This is a genomic window from Mycobacterium sp. MUNTM1, from assembly GCF_054660795.1.
Window position 1 is genome coordinate 25,737 of record NZ_BAAGDE010000015.1, and the last position, 21,244, is coordinate 46,980.

Consider the following 21,244-nt stretch of genomic DNA (forward strand, 5'->3'; position numbering starts at 1 on the left):
CGTACCGTCTTGGCGCCCTAGGTGATCGACCAGAACTCCAGCAGGGTTCGTAACGTCGCTACCAAGGGGAGCGGTTGGTCCAGCATGGGATGGTGGCCGGCCAGGGCCAGCTCCACGAACGGCCCACGCAACTGCAGCAGGGACCTGATCCGTTCGGCCATGTCGGGCGGCACCAATCCGGCTTCGCATCGCAAATAACCTACGCGGCAGCGCATCGCGGCCAGCATGGTCTCCAATGACTCCTCGTCGGCGGGCGTCGGCTCGAGAAACTCACCGCCGAAGATCGCCGGGTCGAACTTCCAAATCCATCCATCGTCGGTCCTGCGCACCGACTCGTCCGCGATGTGCTGCCGCACATACGGCAGGATCAACTCCTGCGAGGGCACCGCCGTAAAGCGGTCCAAAATCTCGTCTTTCGTCCGGTAGTGGTTGTGTTTGCGGCGGCGTAGTCGCCCTTCCTCCGGCGCACGCTCCCACAACGGCGAATCGATCACCAGCATGCTGTTGATCTGCTGGCTGTAATGCATTGCGGCCGTGGAGACCACCCAGCCGCCCATGCTGTGGCCGACGATCGTCGGCCGCCCAGCGGGGCCGGCGGCGGCCGCCGCCGCCATCACTTCGCCTGCCCAGATGCGCAGGTCGTAGCTGCCGCGCGCTTCGCTGTCGCCGTGCCCGGACAGATCCGGCGCGATCACCCGATGGGTGCGGGAAAAGAACGGCGCGACATGATCCCACCACCCCGAATGCGCCCCGCCACCGTGGACGAGCACCACCGGAGGTTGGTCGGCGTCGCCCCAGACGCGCAGGTGTATGCGGCAACCGTCGACGTCAACGTCGCAGTGGTCCGGCTTTTGATCGAGCGCTGTGGTGAACCAGGATGGTGTGTCAGGCGTCTGGCGCGAGCGGGAAAACAGTTTCCGACCTCCTGAGGATTCAAACACCTTGTCGTGATCTAGGTTTCGCTCGACGCTGCCAATCGCGGATCGCCTGGACGGGAAACGTGGAAGCTACGAAGTCGTCTCGGTCAGCCGCACCGTGACGGTGACGGCTCCCTTTTCGTCCCGCGTGGCGATGCCGTGCCCGGCGCGGTCGGTCTCGTCCAGCCGCAACGTCAAGGGCCCCCCGGCGCCGAGGAAGTTCCGCCACCAGGTCTTCGCGTCGGGCATGTTGACGCTGATGACGATGTCGCCACCGGAACGGTGGTAGGCCACCGGGATGCTGTACGTGCGTCCGGAGCGCCGGCCCGTGTAAGTCAGCACCGTGATGTTGCGATTGATCAGCCGGCCAAAGCGGCGCGAGTTGGCCAGCGCGGCAATCGGGGCATTGATAACTGGCGCGGCTCGCATCACGAGGCGGCCAAGGTTGTTGGGACTCACGCTGAAAGTATCGCAGCAAATGCCGGCCAGTAGTCGACGGTTGGAATTCGACGTGATGTTGTCGCGCCACCCACGGCGGTAGCATCCCGCGCAGAGGCTCCAGCGGCTGCCATAAACGAGGAAGAGGGCGCTGATGACTGCTCCTGTCGACCCATCGGTGCCGCCCAGCGGCACGGGCTGCGTCGAGTGCGATGAGGCCGGTGGTTGGTGGGTGCACTTGCGGCGCTGCGCCGCTTGCGGGCACATCGGGTGCTGCGACGATTCGCTGTCTCGTCATGCGACTAAGCACTGGCAGCAGACCGGACATCCGATCATCCGGTCGTTCGAGCCCGGCGAGAACTGGTTCTGGAACTACGAGGCCAACGACTATTACGACGGCCCTGGGCTGGCGCCACCCGAGTGCCGTCCCGAGGACCAGTCGGTCTCCGGGCCGCGCGGGCGCGTGCCGCATAACTGGTTCGAGCTGCTCCGCCGGCGAGACGGCTGACGCTCTGGCAGGCAAAGCCTCTCGCGGCGGGTGCGCGGGCTCAGGCTTGACCATCGCGGGTTCCCACAACTGGCCGCTAGGTGAAACGCACCGGCGGGTCTGCCAAGCTGTCGACAACGACATCGTTAGTGGACAGGCCCGGACCCATGGCAGAACTTGAATCGAAACTTCGCCAGCGCACCGAGGGGCGGCTGGATCGGTCTCGCGATCCCGCGATCCTCGATGCCGCGTTGGCGGCGCTGGCCGAGCACGGCTATGACGCGGCGAACATGAACGACATCGCGGCACAGGCCGGTGTCGGCAAGGCCGCGATCTATCGGCGGTGGTCATCAAAAGCCGCCCTGATGACCGACGCCCTCGTTTACTGGCGGCCCGATCTACTCCAGGACGACGCTCCGGATACCGGCAGTTTGACCGGCGACCTCGACGCCGTCGTCAAGCGCGCCAAGCGCAATGACAACTCCCTGATCACCAACGACCTCGTGCTGCGAGTCGCGTTGGAGGCCGCACACGATCCCGACCTCGCCACCGCGCTCAACGACCTGATCCTGTTCAAGGGCAGACGCGTGTTGTCGGCCGTCTTGGCGCGAGCCGCAGAACGCGGCGAAATCTCGGCCACCCGCGACTGGTCGTTGGTCGCCGACGTCTTGACCGCAATGGGACTGTTACGCGTTATCAGCGGGCAGAGCGTCGACGCGAAATTCATCCGGCAGGTGATCGATACGCTGATTCTCCCCGCCGTGCAGACCCCCGACGGCGACGTCAGGAAGCGCTGAATCCGGATTGCCGAATCACGTTGCGGCGGCGAGCAAGTCGCGTACCGCGTGATCGACGGTGCCCAGCAGGTCGGGGTCGATGCCGGTACGACCGCGGACCAGTATCGAGGCACTGTTGGCCGACGGCAGACCCTCGGCCGGGCTGAGCCCGTCGGGGAACTTGCCGATCAGCGGCAGCAGTGCCACACCGAGGCCCGATCGCACCGCCGCGTAGAGGCCGGACAAATCGCTGCACTCGGCGGCTATCTCGTAGTCGACGTGGTGGTTTTCCAGAATCGCGAAGGCCGGCTCGCGCAAGGTGCACGGCTCGGCGAAAATCACCAGCGGCAGCGGCTCTCGCGGAGAGATGGTCAGTGTGCGCGCCGAAACCCATTGCAACTGGACCAATCCCGATGCGTTAGCGCGATCCAGACCCGCCCCGTCCAGCATGACGGCCAGATCGACCAAACCACGATCGATCGCGTCGGCCAGCGACACGTTGCGGTCGAGCCGGAAGCGCACCCGCAGGTCGGGCAGGCGCTCACGCAGCACCCGGGACAGGCCGGCCAGCATCACATCGGCGCCATGTTCGGTGGCCCCGATGGTCAGGACCTGGTGTTCGGTGGCACCCAGGTCGTCGAGCGCGTTGTCGTGCGCGGCCAAAATCGTGCGGGCATGCCGCAGCGCCTTCTGGCCGACCTCGGTGAAGACGACTCCCCGTCCCGAACGTTGCACGATCGGTTCGCCGACCACAGCTTCGATCCGGCGCAGATGCTGGCTGACCGCGGATTGGCTCAGGTGTAGGGCGGCGGCTGCGCGGTGGAAACCGCCGCAGTCGGCGACGGCGACTAGGCTGCGCAGCGGCGCGATATCGAGCACCTGGGGCATGGCCGCACTGTAATCCGATCAATGTGACTAATCAATCATCCCGTGTATCGCGCCGATTATCGTTCCAGGTAGCACCACCGATAAGACTATGCGATCAATCGTGATCGCCAATAATCGTTGGACTGCGTCGGTCGATCACGCGAACATGGGTGACATGTCTTTGCCGCGCATGCCTGCGAGCACCGCCACGGCGGTGACGTTCTTTTACGCGCTCGGATATCCCATTGGCACGCTGGCGGTAACGGCGATGACGCCGATGGCCGCCCTGGTATTGCGGTTCAGTTTGGCCGCAACGATTCTGGCGATCTGGTCGCTGTTGGCCAGGGCCGGCTGGCCGCGGGGAGCGCAATTCGGTCACGTCCTGGTGACCGGCCTGCTGATCCAGGGCGTGCAGTTCTGCTGCCTGTACGAGGCCGTTCAGCTCGGAGCCCCGGCGGTACTGTGCGCGGTGGTGATCGCGATGAACCCTGTCGCAACCGCGATCCTGGCGGCGATGTTCCTTCGGGAACCGCTCGGTCTGTTGCGCGTCATCGCGCTGGTGTTCGGCGTCGTGGCGGTGCTGGCCGCCTGCTCGCACCGGCTGATGAGCACCCGTGGCGTCGACCCGGTCATCGTGATGCTTGTCGTTGGGCTGCTTGGCCTTTCGGCGGGCGGCGTCTATCAGCAGCGCTTCTGCACCGGTGTCGACTTCCGGGTGATGAGTGCCATGCAGAATGCCGTTGGGTTGATACCCGCGACGGCACTCGCGATGGTCACTCCCTTCACGGTGCACGATGGCGTCAAGGCGGTGATCGCGGTCAGCGGCATGGTGCTGTTGAACGCCACGCTGGCGGTGAGCCTCTACGTGCGGGCAATCAACACCCACGGCGCGACGGCGGTCGCGATGCTGTTCGCGGTCATTCCCGCGGTGGCTGGGGTGTTGTCGTGGATCATCCTGCGCCAACGCCCCGACGAAGGCATTGCGATCGGGCTGGTGCTGGGCGGACTCGCATGCTGGATCAACAGCCGGGCATCCGGCCGGCGCCGAGCCGGCGCGAGCACGCCCGCCGCCACGCTGCCGCAGGTCGAGCTGCAGGGCGCGCCGCGGTGAGATCCCGACCGCCTCCGATCGGGAGGGCCTGCCGATAGCGCTTGCCCACCGTCCGCTCATCCGCCGCAGCCGATCTGTGACAATGCACCCTGCGGAATATTCGACGGAGGCGTGGTGAACTCGGACATCGGGCGGCGCATCGGATCACGGTGGTTAGCGGGGACGGTCGTGGTCCTTGCGACGGCGGTCGCATTCAGCGGGCCCGCGGTGGCCCGCGCGGACGTGCAATTGTGCAATCCGGCGAGTGTCGACGCGAACCAAATGTGCCACTTCGACGCGTCGGGACCACTTTCGGACATCAGCATGGTGTTCCCGGCCAACTATCCCGATGAGCAGGCGATGATCGGCTATTTGGCCAAGGTGAACGACGACTTCGGCAACGCCCGCGGACCGCTGAATACGTTGAAATCGCCCACCGCGCTGAAGGTTACCGGAACCCGATACAGCTCCGGCCCCCCAGCGACGGGTACCCAGTCCGTAGTCACCGAGGTCTATCAGAACCTCGGCGCCGCTCACCCTCTGGTCTGGTACCGGTCCTTCAACTACAACCTGGCCAACCGGCAGCCGATCAGCTTGGATACCTTGTTCCAGCCGGGAACCCAACCGCTGCAGGCGATTTTGCCGATCGTGCAGAAGGCCCTGGCCGACCGCTATCGCGCGGCCGTGTCGATTCCGCCGGCGACCGGACTGCAGCCGGCGAATTACCAGAGCTTCGCGATCACCAACGACGCGATCGTGTTCTTCTTCGACCAAAACGCGCTGCAGCCGGCGATGGAAGCCACCCAAGTATCGGTGCCGCGCAGCGCGATCGCCTCGATGATCAGCGCCGACATCGCGTAACCGGCCGCTATAGTGATGCAACTGCGGGAGGCATCATGACAAGCGGCGACCAGCGAGCCGACGAAGAAGCCATTCGTGCGCTCATCGAGCGGCAGGTGGACGCCTGGGCCGCCGGCGATCCAGCGGCCTACGCCAGCGTCTTCACCGGCGACGCCACCTACATCACCTTTTTAGGCACCCGTCACGCGGGCCGCGATGCGATCGCGGCAGCGTATGTTCCGCTGTTTCGACGGGTCCTCAGGGGAACTCGGTTGCTCATCGACATCGCCGACATCCGATTTCTCACCCCCGATGTCGCGCTGGTCCACGCGAACGCGTCGGTGGTCAAAGGGGCGCGACGGCGTAATCGGCGCAATACCCGTGTCAACACCAGCGTGGCCGTGCGAATGGACGGCCGCTGGCAGTTCGCCGCCTCGCAGAACACCACCCACCGGCGCCTCGCTGAAGCGCTTATGTCTACCTTGTTTTCCTGATCGTCGGCGCCCGACTAGCGTCCTGTGGTCATGAGGGCACGAATGGCGACGCCGCAGGATGCCGATGCGGTGGCGGAAATCTACCTGCCCTATGTGCGCGACACGGCGATCTCCTTCGAGACGGTGCCCCCTGATGCCGACGAGATGCGGTCGAGGATCACCACAACGCTCGCGCGTCTGCCGTGGCTGGTCGTCACCGATGACGAGTGCGTCAAAGGGTTTGCCTACGCGAGCCCCCATCGGGCGCGTGAGGCCTACCGCTGGTCTGCCGATGTGTCGCTATACCTGGACGGATCGATTCACCGGCAAGGGCACGGCCGCCGGCTCTACACCGTGCTGTTCAATGTGCTTGTCGCGCAGGGCTACGTCAACGCGTATGCGGGCATCGCGTTACCCAATCCCGCCAGCGTAGGGCTGCACGAAGCGTTGGGCTTCACACCGGTAGGCGTCTTTTCCGGCGTGGGCTTCAAGGACGGAACATGGTGTGATGTCGGCTGGTGGCATCGCCGGCTGGTCGATCCGCCCCCCGCCCCGCCCGAGCCGGTGCCCTGGTCCCGGCTGTCCGACCAGGTCGTCGACGCCGCGTTCGCCGCATACACACGATAGCGGGCCAGGGGCGGATCGCAGCGACGACGTTGTGACACAACGGATTTACGGCAGCTCAACCCTGCTGGCCAGCCAGCGGCCGTCCACCTTTTCCATCGTCATCTTGACCCGGCTGCGGTCCAGCTGCGGCGCCGGCGCGGCCCCGTTGCTCACCGACTGATCGACGAACAGCACGACGTCGACCTTGTCTGTGGTGGCAGACTGGACCGCGGCGTCGATCACGGTGCCGTGCGCCGCTGCCTTGTTGTCGATCAGCGTCTGACGCAGCTGGGCGCTGGATTTGGTGTACATGTCCTTGAATTCACCGGTGGAGCCGTCGAGGACATCGGTGAAGTTCTTGTCGATCGCATTGGTATCCACACTGGTCAACGTGAGGATGTACTTCTTGGCGGCATCGAGTGCCTGCGCGGCGGCAACGTCCTTCTGGTGATGCTGAAACACCAGCCAACCCTCATAGCCCGCAGCCGCGAGCACCGCGGCCAGCACTCCGGCCGCCACACAGCGAGCAACGTTGATGCGGCGTCGTTTCGGGTCCTCGAGGTTCACGTCGCCGGCGACGTCCTCCTCTTCGTCGGGCGCGGCCGTGTCGGCGTCGGCACCGTCGGCGTCGGGCGTGGCGTCGGGCGTGGCGTCGGGCGACTTCGTAACTTCTTCGACCCCATCGGTTTCCGCCGCTGCGGGTGCTAGTGGCTGCGCCACTTCATCTCCGACCCCCTCCGCGGCGAGGCGGAAGCGATTCACCAACCATGTTCCTGGGTTGCCGACTGTTCGTAGCGCTGGGCGAGGGTTCATCAGTTGCATGCGCCGGAATCACGAAGCGCGTTCGCCCAACCGGTGGCCGAGACGATGTTCGCATGGGTGACTCCCGACGGATCCTTTCTCTTGATGCTGTCGCTGATTCGCGACAGTTGAAATGCCAAGTGCGTCATCGATTCACCGCCGTACACCGGCGAATACGGTCCGAAGTTGTCGGGCTGATTGGTGATGATCAGCGGCTTCACTCGAGGCGCCAGAAAGGCCGTCGACTGGTCGATATTGGCCACCACGGCGTGGGCGTTCCCCTGTACGCCACCGGCCGAGTAGTCGTCGTGCTGGTCACCGAGGTACCGGTTGAAGTCGTTGATCTGGCCCATCAGCGGATCGAATTGCGATTTGAACCATTGGCAGGAGTCCGACATCCCGCCGATCATCTCCGGTGTCACGCGTGCCGTGAATGTGTTGTACGGCCAGATGTCGAAGTTCGGCGACCAATCGCTGGGCGCCGGCGTGAACAGCGGCAACGGCGGCGGGGGCTGACCCGGATCGGCGGCGGTCGGGCCGGCGAGCGCGACGGCGGCCGCGAGCGCCGGTCCGGCGCACGCCAGGCCGCTACCTGCCCGTCGCAACCTCGTCAGATTCATCCGCTCTTCCCCAAGAAGTACGATATCCCGCGGCCACCGAATATCGAACCGCCAATCTCATCGCCGAAATCACCATTAACATCTGTATCTAGGTAGGCGATCTTCTCGCGATCTCGGCGACGCGTCAAGTGCCTGCTACCAGGTAAACAGCCCAATGACCACCAGTCATCGCCGGAGCACGACCTCGCTCGCGGCCGCGAGGTCGGCCCACTTTGTCAGGCGGGATCTTCCGCAGAAGCTGAGCAGCGGTTAACATAGCCGCCCGTGGGGGCACAACGACCGTTCACCGACGAGCATCGGTGCCTGCAAGTGATCACCTTGGGCCGCATCCGGCGATGACCGCCCAGGACGACCGCTCGCTCAGCGACGACCGAGCGCGCGACAACGTGGCCACTATCCAAGAGTGGTCCGCGGGATACGTCGTACGGCATCCCCTGGCGTCACTCAACACCCTCGGCGAGCAGTACATCCTCGCGATACGCACCATCGAGTACTGCATGGTCGACCTGTTCACCGGGCGGTTCCAATGGGCGGAGTTCATCCGCCAGGGCGCATTCATGGCTGCGACGGCGGTGCTGCCGACGGTGTTGGTGGCGCTGCCGATCGGGGTGACCCTTTCCATCCAATTCGCCCTGCTGGCCAACCAAGTCGGCGCGACCTCACTCGCCGGGGCGGCCAGTGGACTCGCGGTCATCCGGCAGGCCGCGTCACTGGTGGCCGCGGTGCTCATGGCATCCGCCGTCGGCTCGGCCATCACCGCCGATCTCGGCTCCCGCACCATGCGCGAGGAGACCGACGCCATGGAGGTCATGGGAGTCTCGGTGATTCGCCGCCTGGTGGTACCCCGCTTCGCCGCGGCCATCATGGTTGGTGTGGCCCTGACCGGAATCACCTGCTTCGTAGGGTTTTTGGCCAGCTACCTCTTCAACGTCTATTTCCAGCGCGGCGCGCCGGGAAGCTTCGTGGCGACGTTCTCGTCGTTCGCCACCACGGAGGACATGATCGTCGCGTTGCTCAAAGCCGTAGTCTACGGCGCGATCGTGGCGGTGATCGCCTGCCAGAAAGGGCTATTCACCAAGGGTGGCCCGGCGGGAGTCGCGAACTCGGTGAATGCTGCGGTGGTGGAGTCGATCCTGGTGCTGATGATCGTCAACGTCGGGATCAGCGAGTTGTACAACGCGCTGTACCCCAGGACGGGGCTGTGAGATGACGGCCTCCACCTACGTCCCCACGCTGGCCCGGCCGATCGTCGGCGCCTATCGTGCCGCGGCCGCCCCGACCATGCGGTTGGGGCACATGTTGGTGTTCTTCGTGCGCGCCGTACTTGCCGTCCCCTCGGTGCTGCGCCAATATCGCTCGGAATTCCTGCGATTGCTGTCGAACATCGCGTGGGGCAACGGCTCGATCGTCGTCGGCGGCGGCACGGCCGGCGTCGCGGTGGTGCTCGGGTTCACCGCCGGAGCACTGGTCGCCGTGGAAGGCTATAACTTCCTCAATCTCCTCGGCCTGGGCCCGGCCACCGGCATCATCTCCTCACTGGTCAACACCCGGGAGCTGGCGCCGATCATGGCGTCGCTCGCTTTCGCTATGCAGGCCGGCTGCCGATTCACCGCGCAGCTGGGTGCCATGCGCATCGCCGAGGAGATCGATGCCCTGGAATCTTTGGCCATCCGCCCCATCCCGTTCCTGGTGACGACCCGGCTGATGGCCTCAGTCATCGCCGTGATACCGCTCTACGTCGCCTGCCTGGCCGTGACCTATTTGACGTGTCAGGTCGTTGCCGAGGTGATCAGCGGTGGATCCGTCGGCCCCTACCTGCACTACTTCACGATGATGCTGAGCGCCAAGGACATCGCCTACTCGGTGATCAAGTGCGTTGTCTTCGTGTGGCTTTCGTCCACCGTGCAGTGCTACTACGGCTTCTATGCCTCGGGCGGACCCGAGGGCGTCGGGGTAGCCGCCGGGCATGCCATGCGGGCGAGCATCACCGTGGTGATCATGGTCAACATGTTGCTCACGATGGCGCTGTGGAGCATCGACGCCGGCGCGAGATTCGGTGGTTGAATGCCGAATTCATTGGACTTCGACGGGCGGGGCCCATCAGATCACCAGCTGCTCGCCATGGGCGTCGCGGTGCTGCTGATAGCGGGACTGGTCACGGGCAGCCTCCTGCTGAAGTCCACCGGCCGGCTCAACGACTACATCCGCGTGGTCGCCGAGCTGACGAACGTGGGCGACGGTCTGCCCGCCCGCTCCGACGTGAAGTATCACGGGCTGCTCGTCGGGGCCGTCGACAATGTCATTCCGGCGGCCTACGGCAAACCCAACTACGTGCACATCAACCTCAAACCCGAATACGCCAAAGACATTCCGGGTGGGGTGACCGCACGTGTGGTCCCCAGCAACGTGTTCGCGGTCTCGTCGGTGCAACTCGTCGACGGCCCTCCGAGTTCGAGCATCCGCAGCGGGGCACGCATCCCCGAAGACGTGCAGCTGTCGACGGTGATCTTTCAGACCACGATCAGCAAGCTGCGTGACATCCTTGCCGCGACCGGCCGGGGCCGCGAAGACCACAGCGTGGGAATACTCGCCGCCGTCGCGGCCGCCACCAATAACCGGCGCGGCGCGCTGCTCACCGCCGGTGCCCAGATGACGCGGGTGCTCGACGAGCTCAACGGCATCGTCACCACCGACCCCGGGCCGTCCACAGTCTCCGCGCTGCTGGACGCCACCCGGGGCCTGCAGTCCACAGCACCCGACTTGGTCGACGTGCTACACGACGCGGTCAAACCGATGCAGACCCTCGCCGAAAAGCGTGAGCAGTTCCGGTCTCTGGTCGCCGGCTCGCACCACACCTTCGGGGTGAGCCGCCAAGCGTTCGACAATCACACCGATCAGCTGATCGAGATGACGCAGAACCTCACCCCCGCCCTAGGTGTGTTCGCGCTGCACAGCGACAAGTTCGTGCCCATCTTCACCAGGCTGAACCGGTTGTCCGACAAGTTCTTCGAACAGGTGTGGGACCCCGAACTCGACACGGGAAACATGCGGGTCAACCTGGCACTGACCCCGACCTACACCTACACGCGCGCCGACTGCCCGCGCTACGGCCAGCTACTCGGGCCGAGTTGCTATACCGCCCCGACGATCGCGGTGCGCCCCGACCTGCCCGAGGTTCTGCTGCCGCAGAACTACCACCCGCCAGCGGATCTGGCGCCGCCCCCGGGAACCCAGATCGGGCCCGACAACAACCTCGTCCCCGTCGGGCCGCCACTGTACAACCCCAACCCGAGCTTGCAGGATCCCAATCCGCCGTTGCCGTGGTGGCCGTGGCCGATCGGGCCGGCTCCCCGCGTCCCGGGAACGGCCGATCCCGACGACGCGCCGCCGCCCGCGGGCGCCCCACCGGCACCGAGTCCGGGGCCGCCCGGTGCGGTCGCGCCATCGGGGTACGGCGGCAACGTCGGTCCGGTTGGCAGTCAACACGAACGCGACCAGTTGGGTTGGATCACCGGCCAGGGGAGGCCGGCGTCGGTGGCGACGCAGTTGCTGCTCGGGCCGGTGGCGCGCGGCACGGCGGTCACGCTGCAACTCCAGCAGCCGCCGGCGGTTGGGCCGAAATGAAGGGGCGGGGACCACTGATCGGCCTGTCGATGTTCATGGCGCTCGCCGTCGCCGTGACGTGGATGGTGTACGCCACCCTGCGGCGAGACGTGGCCGGGCCGACGACTCCCTACGCGGCGATGTTCACCGACGTGTACGGGCTCCGCATCGGCGATGACGTCCGGATGGCCGGGGTGCGCGTCGGCCGCGTCGAAAACGTGGAACTCACCGGCAAATTGGCAAAGGTCTCGTTCATCGTCGAAAACGACCAGCACTTGTACGGCAATACGGTCGCGTCGGTCACCTACCAGAACATCATCGGGCAGCGGTATCTGGGCTTGTCGCTGGGCGAGATCGGCAACCGGGGCCTGCTCCCGGCCGGGAGCGTGATACCGGTGCAGCAGACCGATCCGTCCTTCGATGTCGGGAAGTTGCTCAACGGTTTCGAGCCGCTGTTCACCTTGCTCAATGCCAAGGACGCCGACGACCTGACCAAGGGCGTGCTGCAGTCGCTGCAGGGTGATCAGGCGTCCATCCCGCTGCTGGTGGAGCAGACCTCGACGATCACCAGGACGCTGTCCGCGCGCGATCAGTCCCTGGGTGACCTCATCAGCAGCCTGACCAAGGTCACCGATACCGTCGCCCGGCAAAACGACGACCTTGATCACGCGCTCGATCAAACCCGTGATGCGGTAACCAACTTCGACGACCGCCGCGCGTCATTGCAGGACTCGGTGGGGTCGATCGCTCAGGTAACCCGCCGGCTCTCGGCGATAGCCGACGACGTGGATCCGTCGTTGAACGAACTCATCACCCGAGAGCCCGGGTTCAGCAAGCACATGGTCGGCATCGAACCTCAACTGGCCTTCACCGGGGACAACCTGCCGTTGCTCCTCAAGGGATTTGCGCGAGCTGTCAGCGAGGGTTCCTACGGCAACGCGTACGCGTGCGACCTGAACGCCGCCGGCTTTTTCCCCGGTCTCAACGACATCACGACCTTCATCGTCAACGCGGCCACACCGGGCAACGCGTATCCGATCACCACCAAGAACCTCGGGTGGCATACCCCGCGATGCAGGAACATGGCCAATGGCTGAATCATTGAAGACCCGGTGGGCTCGGCGCCGTCCGCTCGAGTCGTACAACAGGACCTGGCTCGGGCTGGCGGGACTGGTGTTGGTCGCCGTTCTCGTCGCGGCGGCACTGGGAATCAAGTTGCTCGGCGTCGGCTACACGCACTACACCGCCGAATTCCTACAAGCCGCAACGCTGCGGCCCGGGAACCCCATCACCATCGCCGGCATCGAAGTCGGACACGTCACCAGCATGAAACTCGATGGCGATCACGTCGAAGCCGGTTTGAGCGTGCGTGACAATGTCGCGCTGGGCAAGGACACCCGAGCGGTGATCAAGGTGATGACGATCCTCGGTTCGCGCTATCTCGAGCTGGTGCCTGACGGCCCGGGTTCGCTGCCGGGCAAGACGATCGGCCTGACGCACACCGAGGTGCCCTACGACTTGCAGTCGCTGCTCGAAGACGCCACCACCACCTTCGAGCAGGTCGACTCCGACCAGTTCGCCCAGTCGCTCGGGGTGCTGGGCAAGCAACTCGGCGGGGTGCCGCCGCTGGTTCCGCAGGCCGTCGCGAATCTGCAGACGCTGTCGACGATCACTGCCGACCGCCGAGGTCAGCTCGGCACGCTGCTGAAAAGCACTGAGCGAGTGGTCAATACCCTGCGGCGCCAGCAGACCAACATCGGACACCTGATGGATCAGGGGCAGGACCTGCTCGGGCACCTGGTCGCGCGCGAAGCCACCTTCCACGCCATGTTCGCGGGGCTGACCGACCTCGTCGATCAGCTCGACAAGATCGTGGTCAACAACCGGCCGTTGCTCAACGAGTTGTTCGCCAACCTGCACGAGCTGACGAACATGGTGGGCCAGCACGACGACCTGCTGCGCAATCTTCTGCAGGTCGCGCCGGTGGCCCTGCGCGGGCTGACCAACGCGACCGGCTACGGGCCGGTGGTCGAGTTCAACCTGCCCAACGGGCTCGCGATCGATTCGTGGATGTGTGCCATCAGCGGTCGCGCCAAGGAATTCAAGATGATCCAGTACTTCAAGGACTGCAAATGATTTCCGGCAGGCGGAAACTCATCGCGCTGGGAGTCGCGGCCGTAGCGCTGGCCGCCGTCGCCATCGGGGTAGCCGGCCACTACGTCAAGTCACGCCTGGACACCATGACGGTGACTGCGCAATTCGACAGCGCCGCCGGCCTTTACGAAGGCAACGTTGTTGCCGTCCTCGGCATGCCGGTCGGCAAGGTCAGCAAGGTCACCTCCAAAGGCAGTTACGTCGAGGCGGAGTTGACCGTGGACAAGAAGGTCAAGATCCCGGCCGCAGCCCGCGCGGTCACCATCACCACCTCCATCCTCACCGACCGCCAGGTCGAACTCACCCCGCCCTACCGGGGTGGTCCGCTGCTGAAGAACCACGACACGATCGGACTGACCCGAACCAAGACGCCCGTGGCTTTCGATCGTGTGCTCGACATGCTCGACAAGGTGTCCAAGTCGCTCAAGGGCGACGGGAAGGGCGGCGGACCCATCGCGGACCTGACCGACTCCGCCGTCGCCATCACCGACGGCAACGGCAAGAAAATCCTGTCCGCCCTCGACGAGCTCTCCAACGCCCTGCGGCTCAGCTCCGAGCGCGGCGGGACCACCCGCGAGCAGCTGACCACGATCATCACCGACCTCAGCTCGATAACCGAGGCCGCCGCACGCAACGACAACAAGGTACGCCAATTCGGTTCCACAACACGGCAGCTCAGCCAGATGCTCGCCGACGAAAGGCTCGGCACCGGTAGCACCGGGCGCACCATCAACCGCATCCTCGAAGAAGTGACCACGCTGCTCGAGCAGAACCGGGACAACCTCAAACAGGCGGTGCGCAACGGCGACACCGCCGCCAAGACCATCGTCGAGGATCAGCGCGGGGTATCGGAAATGCTCGACGTGCTTCCCATGACGCTGGAGAACCTGTACAACACCGTCGATCAGAACAACGGTGCGATACGCGTGCACGGGCTGCTCGACAAGGCCCTGACCGACAGCCAGTCCGCCAAGGAGCTCTGTAACCTCATGCACTTGCGCCAACTCGGCTGCAGCACAGGCACGCTGCAAGACTACGGCCCCGACTTCGGCCTGACCTACATTCTCGACGGACTCTCGGCGATGGGGCAGTAGCGATGAACGCGGCTAAGCACAAAGCATTCGCGGTGGCGCTGAGCGCGGTCATGGTCAGCTCCGGCTGCGCCACCAACGGGCTGTCCAGCCTGCCGCTGCCGGCGCCCGGGATTGGCAGCGGCGGATACCTGCTCAACGCCGTCTTCTCCAACGCGCTGAACCTGCCGGCCCACGCGAAAGTCAAACTCGCAGGCGCCGACGTCGGACAGCTCGAATCGATGTCCGCGCGCAACTACACCGCGGTGACGACGCTGCGCATCATGGACGGTGTCCGCGTCCCGGTCGGCAGCACCGCCGAGCTGCGGTCGGCGACACCACTCGGCGACGTGTTCGTCGCGATAAAGCCCCCCACCCCGGTAGATCCCGGCGCGCCGCTGCTGAGAAGTGGTGACACCATCGGCCTGGCCGCCACCCGCGCCGCCGCCACCGTGGAGAGCGTGCTGAGCTCGGCCGCGTTGCTGGTCAACGGGGGCTCGGTCCGCAATTTCACCAACATCGTCAACGGCGCCGGCAAGGCGACCGGCGACCAAGGACGCGCCTTCGGTGACCTGATCAACCGGACCAATATGCTTCTGAGCAAACTCAATTCGCGCTCGGACCAGATCGACGCCGCAGTGACCGAAACGGCCGCCCTGGCCGACCGGCTGGACCAGAAGAACCAGGCGATCTCCGATGTTCTGCGGGCCATCGGACCGGCGACCAATGTGTTGTCCAGAAATGCCGACGAAATCGCCGACGTCGTCGGCGAGCTCGGCGCCACGACCCATCAGCTGTCCAAATTCCCGTCCATCGCCGGCACCGACAAGACCGGCCGCAGCGTCATCAAGGACGCCAACACCATCGCCGCCGCATGGAATGACGTCGTGCTGAGCCCCGACACCAGCCTCGCCGGACTCAACCGGCTGATTCCGCCGTTCGTCAAAGCCACGCCCAGCGACGCGATCTCGGTGCGCGGCAGCTTCGATCGGTTGGTCATGGGGTCGCGACCGGGTACCGGGGCGGAAACCGGGGGGTTCAAGGGCGATCCGGCGTTCCACGGCCCCATGCGCCGCGACTGGAACTACCTGATCGGCTCCATCAAATACGTTTTGTGGCGCCTGCAGGAACGGGTCGTGGGCCGCGGCCCCCAGACACCGATGGGCCAAAGTCCTTGGACGCCGGTCGGTCCGCCGCTTCCTCCCGCGCCGGCCGGGGAGGCGCCGCCGGACCCGATGATCCCGGAGCCACCGCGATGATCAACACCATCGGCGGACTCATCGTCGGCGCCGTCAGAGCCGGCCATCGCCGGCGCGCCTGGCTGTCCGGGCTCGCGCTGGTGCTGACCCTGGTGATCGGCGTGACCTACCTGGCGCTCGGGGCGCTACGCGTCAATCCACTGCAGTCGACCTACCGGGTCACCATCCGGTTGGCCGAATCCGGTGGGCTGCTGGCCAATCAAGACGTCGCGGTCCGCGGGATCCGCGTCGGGCGGATCCAATCGCTGAGGCCCACGCCGACCGGCGTCGAGGTCATCGCCAACATCAATGCCGATGCCAAGATCCCCGCCGCCAGCCCGGTACGAGTGTCCGGGTTGTCCCCTGCTGGGGAGCAGTACATCGATTTCGAGCCCACGTCCAGCGCCGGCCCGTTTTTGGCGAACGGCAGCGTGATCGGTCCCCAGCACACCGCCACGCCCATCCCGCTCTCCCAAGTGCTCGCCGACGCCGATGGGCTGCTGGCCCAAACCGACCCGAAAAAGCTCGAAATCGTCAAGCGGGAGCTGAGTTTGAGCAAGGAGGGTCCGCAGAAGCTCACCGATATCATCGACGGCTCCACCTTCTTGCTGTCCACGATGGATCCGGTGCTGCCGCAGACGGTGAGCATGCTCAAGACCAGCCGGGTGGTGCTGACGACCTTGTCCGACAAGAATGCCGGGCTCGATGCGACGTCGCGCAATGTCGGCGACCTGATGACCGGCGTGAACAAAATGGACCGTGGTTACCGCAAATTCGTCGATCAGACCCCGCACGCCCTATCCTCGGTGGACAACCTGTTCGACGACAACTCCGACACCATGGTCGGGTTGCTGGCCAATCTGGTGACCACCGCGCGGATCATCTACGTCCGCGTCCCCGCGTTGAACGCGGTCTTCCCCGACTATCGCGGCTCGACCCTCGAGGCCTTGATGACGACCATGCACGAGCATGGACTGTGGGCGACCGCCGACATCTACCCGCGCTACACGTGCGACTACGGCACCCCGCGGCGGCCGTCGTCGTCCGCGGATTACCCTGAACCCTTCCTGTACACCTACTGCCGAGACGACGACCCACAGGTCTTGGTCCGGGGCGCCAAGAATGCGCCCAGACCGGGCGGTGACGACACCGCGGGTCCACCGCCCGGGGCCGACCTGGGTCAGACGGCGGATCCAACGCCCAAGGGGCGCTTCACCATTCCCACGCCGTACGGCGGACCGGTGCTGCCGATTGAGCCGCCCCACTGAACCATGAGCATTCGAGACCGCAAGGAGGCATCACCGTGACGATCACCGCCGACCAGGATTGCGGCACGGGCGATGACATCGAGAAGCCGCCCGACGACGAGCAGGAGGCCCCTGTCGACTCCGGCGAGCAGATCGCGAAACGCGGCACCAGGCCGTGGAAACGCTACGCCCGTATCGCGCTCGTCGTCGCCGTCTACACGGGAGCGGTCGGCCTCGCCGGCGGGCTGGGCTGGAAGCTGTGGGACGAGCACACGGTCAGCCAGGCCGGGCAGGCCGCCCAGCGAACCGCGGTCAACTATGCCCAGGTGCTGACGAGCATCGATTCCAACCAGGTCGACCAGAATTTCTCCGCCGTACTTGACGGAGCCACAGGGGAATTCAAGGACACCTACACCAGAGCCAGCGCCCAGCTTCGACAATTGCTCATCGACAACAAGGCCGCGGCGCACGGCACGGTGGTGGACTCTGCGATCCAATCGCAGACGCGAGACAAGGTGGTGGTGTTGTTGATGGTGGACCAGACCGTCAGCAACGCGGCGCGTCCCGACGGTCGGGTCGACCGCAGCCGGATGAAGATCACGATGGAGAACGTCGGTGGCCGCTGGCTGGCCAGCAGAGTCGAATTGCCCTAGGACGTCACGATTATGCGGTTGATCCGGCTCCCAATCGCGGTGGCAATGGTGACGGCGGCGGTGTGCGGCGCACCGGTGGCATCGGCGTCGGCGCAGTCGTTCTGCGGTGATCTCGGCGGCGATTGGGACGGGCAGTACTGCCACACCTCGGTGCTGTCCGAGCGAAAGGCGGTGCGGGACATCAAGATGGCGCTGCCGGGGGATCTGGTCGAGAATCCCACCAGCGGCCCACCCATCCGCGAATACCTGCGCAACCTGATGAACAACTGGCGTACCAAGGGCGCTTCAATGGTCCAGGACAGTTGGGGCGAGGAGAACTATCAGGTGTTTTCCCATGGGCGCGCGCTCAGCGTCGCCTTCCACGAGGACTACCACGCCGACGGCCCGGCGTTCAACAACGCCTATCGCACGTTCACCTTCGATATGGCGGGCGGTAGGCGGTTACAGCTGGCCGACATTACCAAGCCGGGTGTCGATCCGCTGGCCGCCATTCCGCCGCTGGCCGAGCCGTTCATCCAAGAGGCGCTCGACCGCGCCGCATGGCAGCACAATCCCGGCACGTATCCGTTCACCGTCGATCGGTGGACGCCGGACAAGGTGTTCTCGGGGGCCTACAAGGCGTGGGCGCTGACACCCGATGAGCTGATCCTCTACATGCCGGACTATCCGGTCGGCCACGACTCTCCGATCCAGTACGGGCAGTCCGAGCAGTGGTCGATGGACGGAGGCGCCGTCGAGCCGCACATTCCGCTCAGCGCACTCGGCTCGGTGCTGCGTCCGGAATTCGGCGGAGCGTAACGGGTACAGACGTCTGATGATCTCGGGTACAACGCCGCGTCCAGCCGTGCGTGGTCGGCTCGCCGACTACGCGATTCCGGTCGTCTACCGATCGCCCGGACAACCGCCGCTGCGGCTACGGTGATCTGTATGCCGTCGGCTGGCCGCTCGTCCGCAGATCAGGTAAAGCGGCGTCCGAAGGACCGCAAGGTCCAGATCGCGCGCGCCGCCACCGATGCGTTCAGCGAGTTGGGCTATCACGCGGTCAGCATGGAGAACATCGCGGCGCGGGTGGGAATCTCCGCGGCCGCTTTGTACCGCCACTCGCAAGGCAAATACGACCTGTTCCGCGAGGTCTTCCTGGCGCTGGGGCAGCAACTCGTCGACGCCACGGCCTTCGCGGACGCCTTGCCCGCCGATGGCGATCCCGAGGAACAACTCAGCGCTCTGACGGACGCGCTGATTGACGCCACGATCGTCAACCGGACGGCCGGCGGACTGTATCGGTGGGAGGGCCGCTACCTCCGGGGCGACGATCAGCGCGCTCTGGCCGAACAGATCAAACTCATCAACCGCCGCCTGCAGCGCCCGCTGATGAGGCTGCGGCCGAAATTGACGTCTCGGCAACGCTGGATCTTGTCGGCGGCCACCCTGAGTGTCATCGGCAGCATCACCGACCACCGGTCCCGCCTGGGTAATGCCGAGATCCGCGCGGCGCTGGCCGATATCGCCGCCGCGGTGTTGCACGCCGAGTTGCCGAGCCAGCGGGGCCGCGGACCCGACCAGTCGCGGTCGTCGACGCTGACCAGCGCGGCCGGAAGTTATGAGCTTCTCTTGCACGAATCGATGCGCCTGTTCAACGAGCGCGGCTACCGCGAAACCGGAATGGAAGATATCGCCGCAGCGGTCGGCATACCGGTCGCCAGCATCTATCAATACTTTCCGGGAAAGGCCGCCATTTTGGCGGTCTACTATCGGCGGGCCGCCGATCAACTTTCCGGTGACCTGTCCAGCATCCTGGCCACCAACGCCGACCCGGAACAGGCGCTCGCACAGCTCATCGAGGCCTATGTCACCCGGTCATTCGCCAACCCCGAACTCGCGTGCGTGTACTACACCGAGCGTCATAACCTGCCCGATACAGACGCGGTGCTGCTCTACAACATTCAGCGCTCGACCGTCGAATCCTGGGCCAGCCTCGCCGCCGCGGCCAGCCCGGAACTCACCCTCGGCCGCGCCCGCTACGCCGTGCACGCCGCGTTCGCACTTGCGGTGGACATCGGCCGCCTGGTCTACCCCAACACCAGTGCGGCCGCGAGCCCTACGGTGCGGCGCCTGATGGAGGTCACGGTGCTGGGACGACCGGCCGCAACGTCCCGCAATGCGCCTCGGGGTGGTCGGCAGCGCCGCTGACAGGGCTTTGGGGCAAGCCGGCACCGGAGAATGAATCCCCACTTGCTCGTTGGGTATTCACTGGGCGGAGCAGCCAGATGGGCCGAACGTCGCGTTCCGGCACCATATCTCCGTACTCTACCGCTGTGCCCGAGCGCTGCCGATCGGTGACTGCACTACCAAATCGCACGAACGGGCATTAACATAGATGCGTCTAATCCCCGCCCCGGGGCGTGGTGCGGTGCTCATCAGTTCGGGTGGGCCGGCTTCGGACCCGGCAGCGCCCGCGCGAAAGGCATGCCCATGCTCGCCAGGATTCGCACACTTCTGGAGTATCAGTTGACCATCGCCGAACTGCTGGGTCTGGCAATACTGCTGGGGACTCCGTACCTGATCGTCGGCGTGATCTGGTCGAGCACCCACACCCAGCATCTGCACGACATGCACGGCGCCGATCTGGTGGTGTCATTCCTCGGCTCGATCGTGTCATGGCCGGTGCTGCTTTTCGCCAACGTGTGCATGACCTAGGGGGCTCGCATGCTCAACCGCGGGCCGATGATCGTGTTCGCTGCCGTGGTGTTGTTGGCTGGGGGGCTCTTCGCCCTGTACCTTCCGGTATTCATCGATGCTTACGATCAGTTCGGCTGGCAAGTCAAGTGCGGCAACGGCTTTACGACGGAGCTGAACCAGGCGTCAAGCGCGGTCGGCCCAGCGGGCACCAACTACGTTGACCAATGCGGTAGCGCGCTGATGGTGCGACGGCTGTGGGCCATCCCGACCGCGGTTCTGGGCGGGATGGCGCTGACCTGGCAGGCGGCCGCGGCACTTGCCCATGACCACCGGCGACCGGCACCGTCACAATCCGCGGCGCAATCCCCATCCTGAGACCGACGCCGGCTAGACGGCACCAAACACGTTGTGAATGATCGGCTTTCGCCGACTACCGTGTGCTCTCGTCGGGAAGGTCGTGCCGAGATTGGTGCAATCCCGGGCCGTCTGGATCTTCGTCCTGGTGATCGAGTTGTTCCTGCAGCTTGCGCTGTTCCTCGGTTGCCTTCTGGGCGTCCTCGGGCCTAGCGGCCGGGTCGGAGTTGACTTGCTGATCCACCGAGATCTCCTCTGAACGTCTGCACTGCCTCCTGGCAGGATCTCCCGAATCACGGGCCCCGAAACCCGGCGAATGCCGTCGGAGCCG

Annotated in this window: 25 protein-coding genes; 19 read left to right on the forward strand and 6 right to left on the reverse strand. The window is 65.4% G+C overall.

All coding sequences use genetic code 11. The features are described 5' to 3' along the window. Positions 1-17 precede the first annotated feature (17 nt). Together ACYQ8K_RS10965 and ACYQ8K_RS10970 are read right to left on the reverse strand one after the other, a co-directional pair. Positions 18-914 carry an alpha/beta fold hydrolase gene (locus ACYQ8K_RS10965; protein ID WP_459968903.1) on the reverse strand — a complete coding sequence of 299 codons (897 nt, stop codon included), beginning with the start codon at positions 912-914 and terminating at the stop codon, positions 18-20. A 93-nt stretch (positions 915-1,007) separates the two neighbouring features. Next, positions 1,008-1,346, reverse strand: coding sequence for a hypothetical protein (locus tag ACYQ8K_RS10970; protein ID WP_459968905.1), 339 nt, complete (start codon positions 1,344-1,346; stop codon positions 1,008-1,010). Between the two features lie 163 nt (positions 1,347-1,509). On the opposite strand from ACYQ8K_RS10970, the gene ACYQ8K_RS10975 reads away from it, so the two are divergent. Both ACYQ8K_RS10975 and ACYQ8K_RS10980 read left to right on the forward strand, forming a co-directional pair. After that, complete coding sequence (locus ACYQ8K_RS10975; RefSeq protein ID WP_459968768.1) at positions 1,510-1,863, forward strand: UBP-type zinc finger domain-containing protein; 354 nt, start codon at positions 1,510-1,512, stop codon at positions 1,861-1,863. Between the two features lie 146 nt (positions 1,864-2,009). Then, positions 2,010-2,639, forward strand: a complete 630-nt coding sequence (locus ACYQ8K_RS10980; RefSeq protein ID WP_459968770.1) for a TetR/AcrR family transcriptional regulator — start codon at positions 2,010-2,012, stop codon at positions 2,637-2,639. A gap of 15 nt (positions 2,640-2,654) precedes the next feature. Here the strand turns inward: ACYQ8K_RS10980 and ACYQ8K_RS10985 are convergent, their stop codons facing one another. Next, entirely contained in the window at positions 2,655-3,506 is an 852-nt protein-coding gene (locus tag ACYQ8K_RS10985; RefSeq protein ID WP_459968772.1) for a LysR family transcriptional regulator, read from the reverse strand. 169 nt (positions 3,507-3,675) lie between these two features. On the opposite strand from ACYQ8K_RS10985, the gene ACYQ8K_RS10990 reads away from it, so the two are divergent. The 4 genes from ACYQ8K_RS10990 (at position 3,676) to ACYQ8K_RS11005 (ending at position 6,515) form a co-directional block, all read left to right on the forward strand. After that, positions 3,676-4,596: a DMT family transporter gene (locus ACYQ8K_RS10990; RefSeq protein ID WP_459968774.1), complete on the forward strand. Its 921-nt coding sequence runs from the start codon at positions 3,676-3,678 to the stop codon at positions 4,594-4,596. A gap of 114 nt (positions 4,597-4,710) precedes the next feature. Continuing rightward, positions 4,711-5,436: an esterase gene (locus ACYQ8K_RS10995; protein WP_459968776.1), complete on the forward strand. Its 726-nt coding sequence runs from the start codon at positions 4,711-4,713 to the stop codon at positions 5,434-5,436. A 35-nt stretch (positions 5,437-5,471) separates the two neighbouring features. After that, positions 5,472-5,909: an SgcJ/EcaC family oxidoreductase gene (locus ACYQ8K_RS11000; protein WP_459968779.1), complete on the forward strand. Its 438-nt coding sequence runs from the start codon at positions 5,472-5,474 to the stop codon at positions 5,907-5,909. Positions 5,910-5,951: 42 nt separating this feature from the next. Continuing rightward, positions 5,952-6,515 (forward strand): arsinothricin resistance N-acetyltransferase ArsN1 family B, encoded by a 564-nt coding sequence (locus ACYQ8K_RS11005; RefSeq protein ID WP_459968907.1) that lies wholly within the window; start codon positions 5,952-5,954, stop codon positions 6,513-6,515. A gap of 45 nt (positions 6,516-6,560) precedes the next feature. Here the strand turns inward: ACYQ8K_RS11005 and ACYQ8K_RS11010 are convergent, their stop codons facing one another. Both ACYQ8K_RS11010 and ACYQ8K_RS11015 read right to left on the reverse strand, forming a co-directional pair. After that, the gene (locus ACYQ8K_RS11010; protein WP_459968781.1) at positions 6,561-7,316 is read right to left on the reverse strand and encodes an Mce protein; all 756 of its coding nucleotides are present in this window, start codon (positions 7,314-7,316) and stop codon (positions 6,561-6,563) included. Further along, positions 7,307-7,915 carry a hypothetical protein gene (locus ACYQ8K_RS11015; protein ID WP_459968783.1) on the reverse strand — a complete coding sequence of 203 codons (609 nt, stop codon included), beginning with the start codon at positions 7,913-7,915 and terminating at the stop codon, positions 7,307-7,309. The genes ACYQ8K_RS11010 and ACYQ8K_RS11015 overlap by 10 nt, the downstream gene beginning before the upstream one ends. Positions 7,916-8,250: 335 nt before the next feature. Here ACYQ8K_RS11015 and ACYQ8K_RS11020 point away from each other — a divergent pair, with 335 nt between their 5' ends. The 13 genes from ACYQ8K_RS11020 to ACYQ8K_RS11080 all read left to right on the forward strand — a co-directional run bounded on the left by ACYQ8K_RS11020 (position 8,251) and on the right by ACYQ8K_RS11080 (position 20,934). Beyond that, positions 8,251-9,120 carry an MlaE family ABC transporter permease gene (locus tag ACYQ8K_RS11020; protein WP_459968909.1) on the forward strand — a complete coding sequence of 290 codons (870 nt, stop codon included), beginning with the start codon at positions 8,251-8,253 and terminating at the stop codon, positions 9,118-9,120. Position 9,121: 1 nt separating this feature from the next. Next, a complete protein-coding gene (locus ACYQ8K_RS11025) occupies positions 9,122-9,979 on the forward strand; it encodes an ABC transporter permease (RefSeq protein WP_459968785.1) in 858 nt (285 codons plus the stop codon). Further along, the gene (locus tag ACYQ8K_RS11030; protein ID WP_459968787.1) at positions 9,980-11,539 is read left to right on the forward strand and encodes an MlaD family protein; all 1,560 of its coding nucleotides are present in this window, start codon (positions 9,980-9,982) and stop codon (positions 11,537-11,539) included. Continuing rightward, on the forward strand, positions 11,536-12,615 hold the full coding sequence (locus ACYQ8K_RS11035; protein WP_459968789.1) for an MlaD family protein: 1,080 nt from the start codon (positions 11,536-11,538) through the stop codon (positions 12,613-12,615). The genes ACYQ8K_RS11030 and ACYQ8K_RS11035 overlap by 4 nt, the downstream gene beginning before the upstream one ends. Beyond that, positions 12,608-13,654 carry an MCE family protein gene (locus ACYQ8K_RS11040; RefSeq protein WP_459968791.1) on the forward strand — a complete coding sequence of 349 codons (1,047 nt, stop codon included), beginning with the start codon at positions 12,608-12,610 and terminating at the stop codon, positions 13,652-13,654. The genes ACYQ8K_RS11035 and ACYQ8K_RS11040 overlap by 8 nt, the downstream gene beginning before the upstream one ends. Continuing rightward, positions 13,651-14,766 carry an MCE family protein gene (locus ACYQ8K_RS11045; protein ID WP_459968792.1) on the forward strand — a complete coding sequence of 372 codons (1,116 nt, stop codon included), beginning with the start codon at positions 13,651-13,653 and terminating at the stop codon, positions 14,764-14,766. The genes ACYQ8K_RS11040 and ACYQ8K_RS11045 overlap by 4 nt, the downstream gene beginning before the upstream one ends. A gap of 2 nt (positions 14,767-14,768) precedes the next feature. Beyond that, complete coding sequence (locus ACYQ8K_RS11050) at positions 14,769-16,001, forward strand: MlaD family protein (RefSeq protein ID WP_459968794.1); 1,233 nt, start codon at positions 14,769-14,771, stop codon at positions 15,999-16,001. Then, positions 15,998-17,248 carry an MlaD family protein gene (locus ACYQ8K_RS11055; RefSeq protein WP_459968795.1) on the forward strand — a complete coding sequence of 417 codons (1,251 nt, stop codon included), beginning with the start codon at positions 15,998-16,000 and terminating at the stop codon, positions 17,246-17,248. The genes ACYQ8K_RS11050 and ACYQ8K_RS11055 overlap by 4 nt, the downstream gene beginning before the upstream one ends. Before the next feature lie 35 nt (positions 17,249-17,283). Next, a complete protein-coding gene (locus tag ACYQ8K_RS11060) occupies positions 17,284-17,880 on the forward strand; it encodes an Mce protein (RefSeq protein WP_459968797.1) in 597 nt (198 codons plus the stop codon). A gap of 12 nt (positions 17,881-17,892) precedes the next feature. After that, positions 17,893-18,678 carry a mannan-binding family protein gene (locus tag ACYQ8K_RS11065; RefSeq protein WP_459968798.1) on the forward strand — a complete coding sequence of 262 codons (786 nt, stop codon included), beginning with the start codon at positions 17,893-17,895 and terminating at the stop codon, positions 18,676-18,678. 129 nt (positions 18,679-18,807) lie between these two features. Continuing rightward, complete coding sequence (locus tag ACYQ8K_RS11070) at positions 18,808-20,070, forward strand: TetR/AcrR family transcriptional regulator (RefSeq protein WP_459968799.1); 1,263 nt, start codon at positions 18,808-18,810, stop codon at positions 20,068-20,070. Between the two features lie 282 nt (positions 20,071-20,352). Beyond that, entirely contained in the window at positions 20,353-20,577 is a 225-nt protein-coding gene (locus tag ACYQ8K_RS11075; protein WP_064878624.1) for a hypothetical protein, read from the forward strand. A gap of 9 nt (positions 20,578-20,586) precedes the next feature. Then, entirely contained in the window at positions 20,587-20,934 is a 348-nt protein-coding gene (locus ACYQ8K_RS11080) for a hypothetical protein (protein ID WP_459968801.1), read from the forward strand. A 55-nt stretch (positions 20,935-20,989) separates the two neighbouring features. On the opposite strand, the gene ACYQ8K_RS11085 is transcribed toward ACYQ8K_RS11080, so the two are convergent. Continuing rightward, positions 20,990-21,157: a hypothetical protein gene (locus ACYQ8K_RS11085; RefSeq protein ID WP_459968803.1), complete on the reverse strand. Its 168-nt coding sequence runs from the start codon at positions 21,155-21,157 to the stop codon at positions 20,990-20,992. Positions 21,158-21,244 lie beyond the last annotated feature (87 nt).

What these genes read in the sequence shown, in the direction of transcription:
- ACYQ8K_RS10970 (WP_459968905.1), bottom strand. Translation starts at nt 1,346, where the DNA reads ATGCGAGCCGCGCCAGTTATCAATGCCCCGATTGCCGCGCTGGCCAAC.
- ACYQ8K_RS10975 (WP_459968768.1), top strand. Translation starts at nt 1,510, where the DNA reads ATGACTGCTCCTGTCGACCCATCGGTGCCGCCCAGCGGCACGGGCTGC.
- ACYQ8K_RS10980 (WP_459968770.1), top strand. Translation starts at nt 2,010, where the DNA reads ATGGCAGAACTTGAATCGAAACTTCGCCAGCGCACCGAGGGGCGGCTG.
- ACYQ8K_RS10985 (WP_459968772.1), bottom strand. Translation starts at nt 3,506, where the DNA reads ATGCCCCAGGTGCTCGATATCGCGCCGCTGCGCAGCCTAGTCGCCGTC.
- ACYQ8K_RS10990 (WP_459968774.1), top strand. Translation starts at nt 3,676, where the DNA reads ATGCCTGCGAGCACCGCCACGGCGGTGACGTTCTTTTACGCGCTCGGA.
- ACYQ8K_RS11000 (WP_459968779.1), top strand. Translation starts at nt 5,472, where the DNA reads ATGACAAGCGGCGACCAGCGAGCCGACGAAGAAGCCATTCGTGCGCTC.
- ACYQ8K_RS11005 (WP_459968907.1), top strand. Translation starts at nt 5,952, where the DNA reads ATGGCGACGCCGCAGGATGCCGATGCGGTGGCGGAAATCTACCTGCCC.
- ACYQ8K_RS11010 (WP_459968781.1), bottom strand. Translation starts at nt 7,316, where the DNA reads ATGCAACTGATGAACCCTCGCCCAGCGCTACGAACAGTCGGCAACCCA.
- ACYQ8K_RS11015 (WP_459968783.1), bottom strand. Translation starts at nt 7,915, where the DNA reads ATGAATCTGACGAGGTTGCGACGGGCAGGTAGCGGCCTGGCGTGCGCC.
- ACYQ8K_RS11020 (WP_459968909.1), top strand. Translation starts at nt 8,251, where the DNA reads ATGACCGCCCAGGACGACCGCTCGCTCAGCGACGACCGAGCGCGCGAC.
- ACYQ8K_RS11025 (WP_459968785.1), top strand. Translation starts at nt 9,122, where the DNA reads ATGACGGCCTCCACCTACGTCCCCACGCTGGCCCGGCCGATCGTCGGC.
- ACYQ8K_RS11030 (WP_459968787.1), top strand. Translation starts at nt 9,980, where the DNA reads ATGCCGAATTCATTGGACTTCGACGGGCGGGGCCCATCAGATCACCAG.
- ACYQ8K_RS11035 (WP_459968789.1), top strand. Translation starts at nt 11,536, where the DNA reads ATGAAGGGGCGGGGACCACTGATCGGCCTGTCGATGTTCATGGCGCTC.
- ACYQ8K_RS11040 (WP_459968791.1), top strand. Translation starts at nt 12,608, where the DNA reads ATGGCTGAATCATTGAAGACCCGGTGGGCTCGGCGCCGTCCGCTCGAG.
- ACYQ8K_RS11045 (WP_459968792.1), top strand. Translation starts at nt 13,651, where the DNA reads ATGATTTCCGGCAGGCGGAAACTCATCGCGCTGGGAGTCGCGGCCGTA.
- ACYQ8K_RS11050 (WP_459968794.1), top strand. Translation starts at nt 14,769, where the DNA reads ATGAACGCGGCTAAGCACAAAGCATTCGCGGTGGCGCTGAGCGCGGTC.
- ACYQ8K_RS11055 (WP_459968795.1), top strand. Translation starts at nt 15,998, where the DNA reads ATGATCAACACCATCGGCGGACTCATCGTCGGCGCCGTCAGAGCCGGC.
- ACYQ8K_RS11065 (WP_459968798.1), top strand. Translation starts at nt 17,893, where the DNA reads ATGCGGTTGATCCGGCTCCCAATCGCGGTGGCAATGGTGACGGCGGCG.
- ACYQ8K_RS11070 (WP_459968799.1), top strand. Translation starts at nt 18,808, where the DNA reads ATGCCGTCGGCTGGCCGCTCGTCCGCAGATCAGGTAAAGCGGCGTCCG.
- ACYQ8K_RS11075 (WP_064878624.1), top strand. Translation starts at nt 20,353, where the DNA reads ATGCTCGCCAGGATTCGCACACTTCTGGAGTATCAGTTGACCATCGCC.
- ACYQ8K_RS11080 (WP_459968801.1), top strand. Translation starts at nt 20,587, where the DNA reads ATGCTCAACCGCGGGCCGATGATCGTGTTCGCTGCCGTGGTGTTGTTG.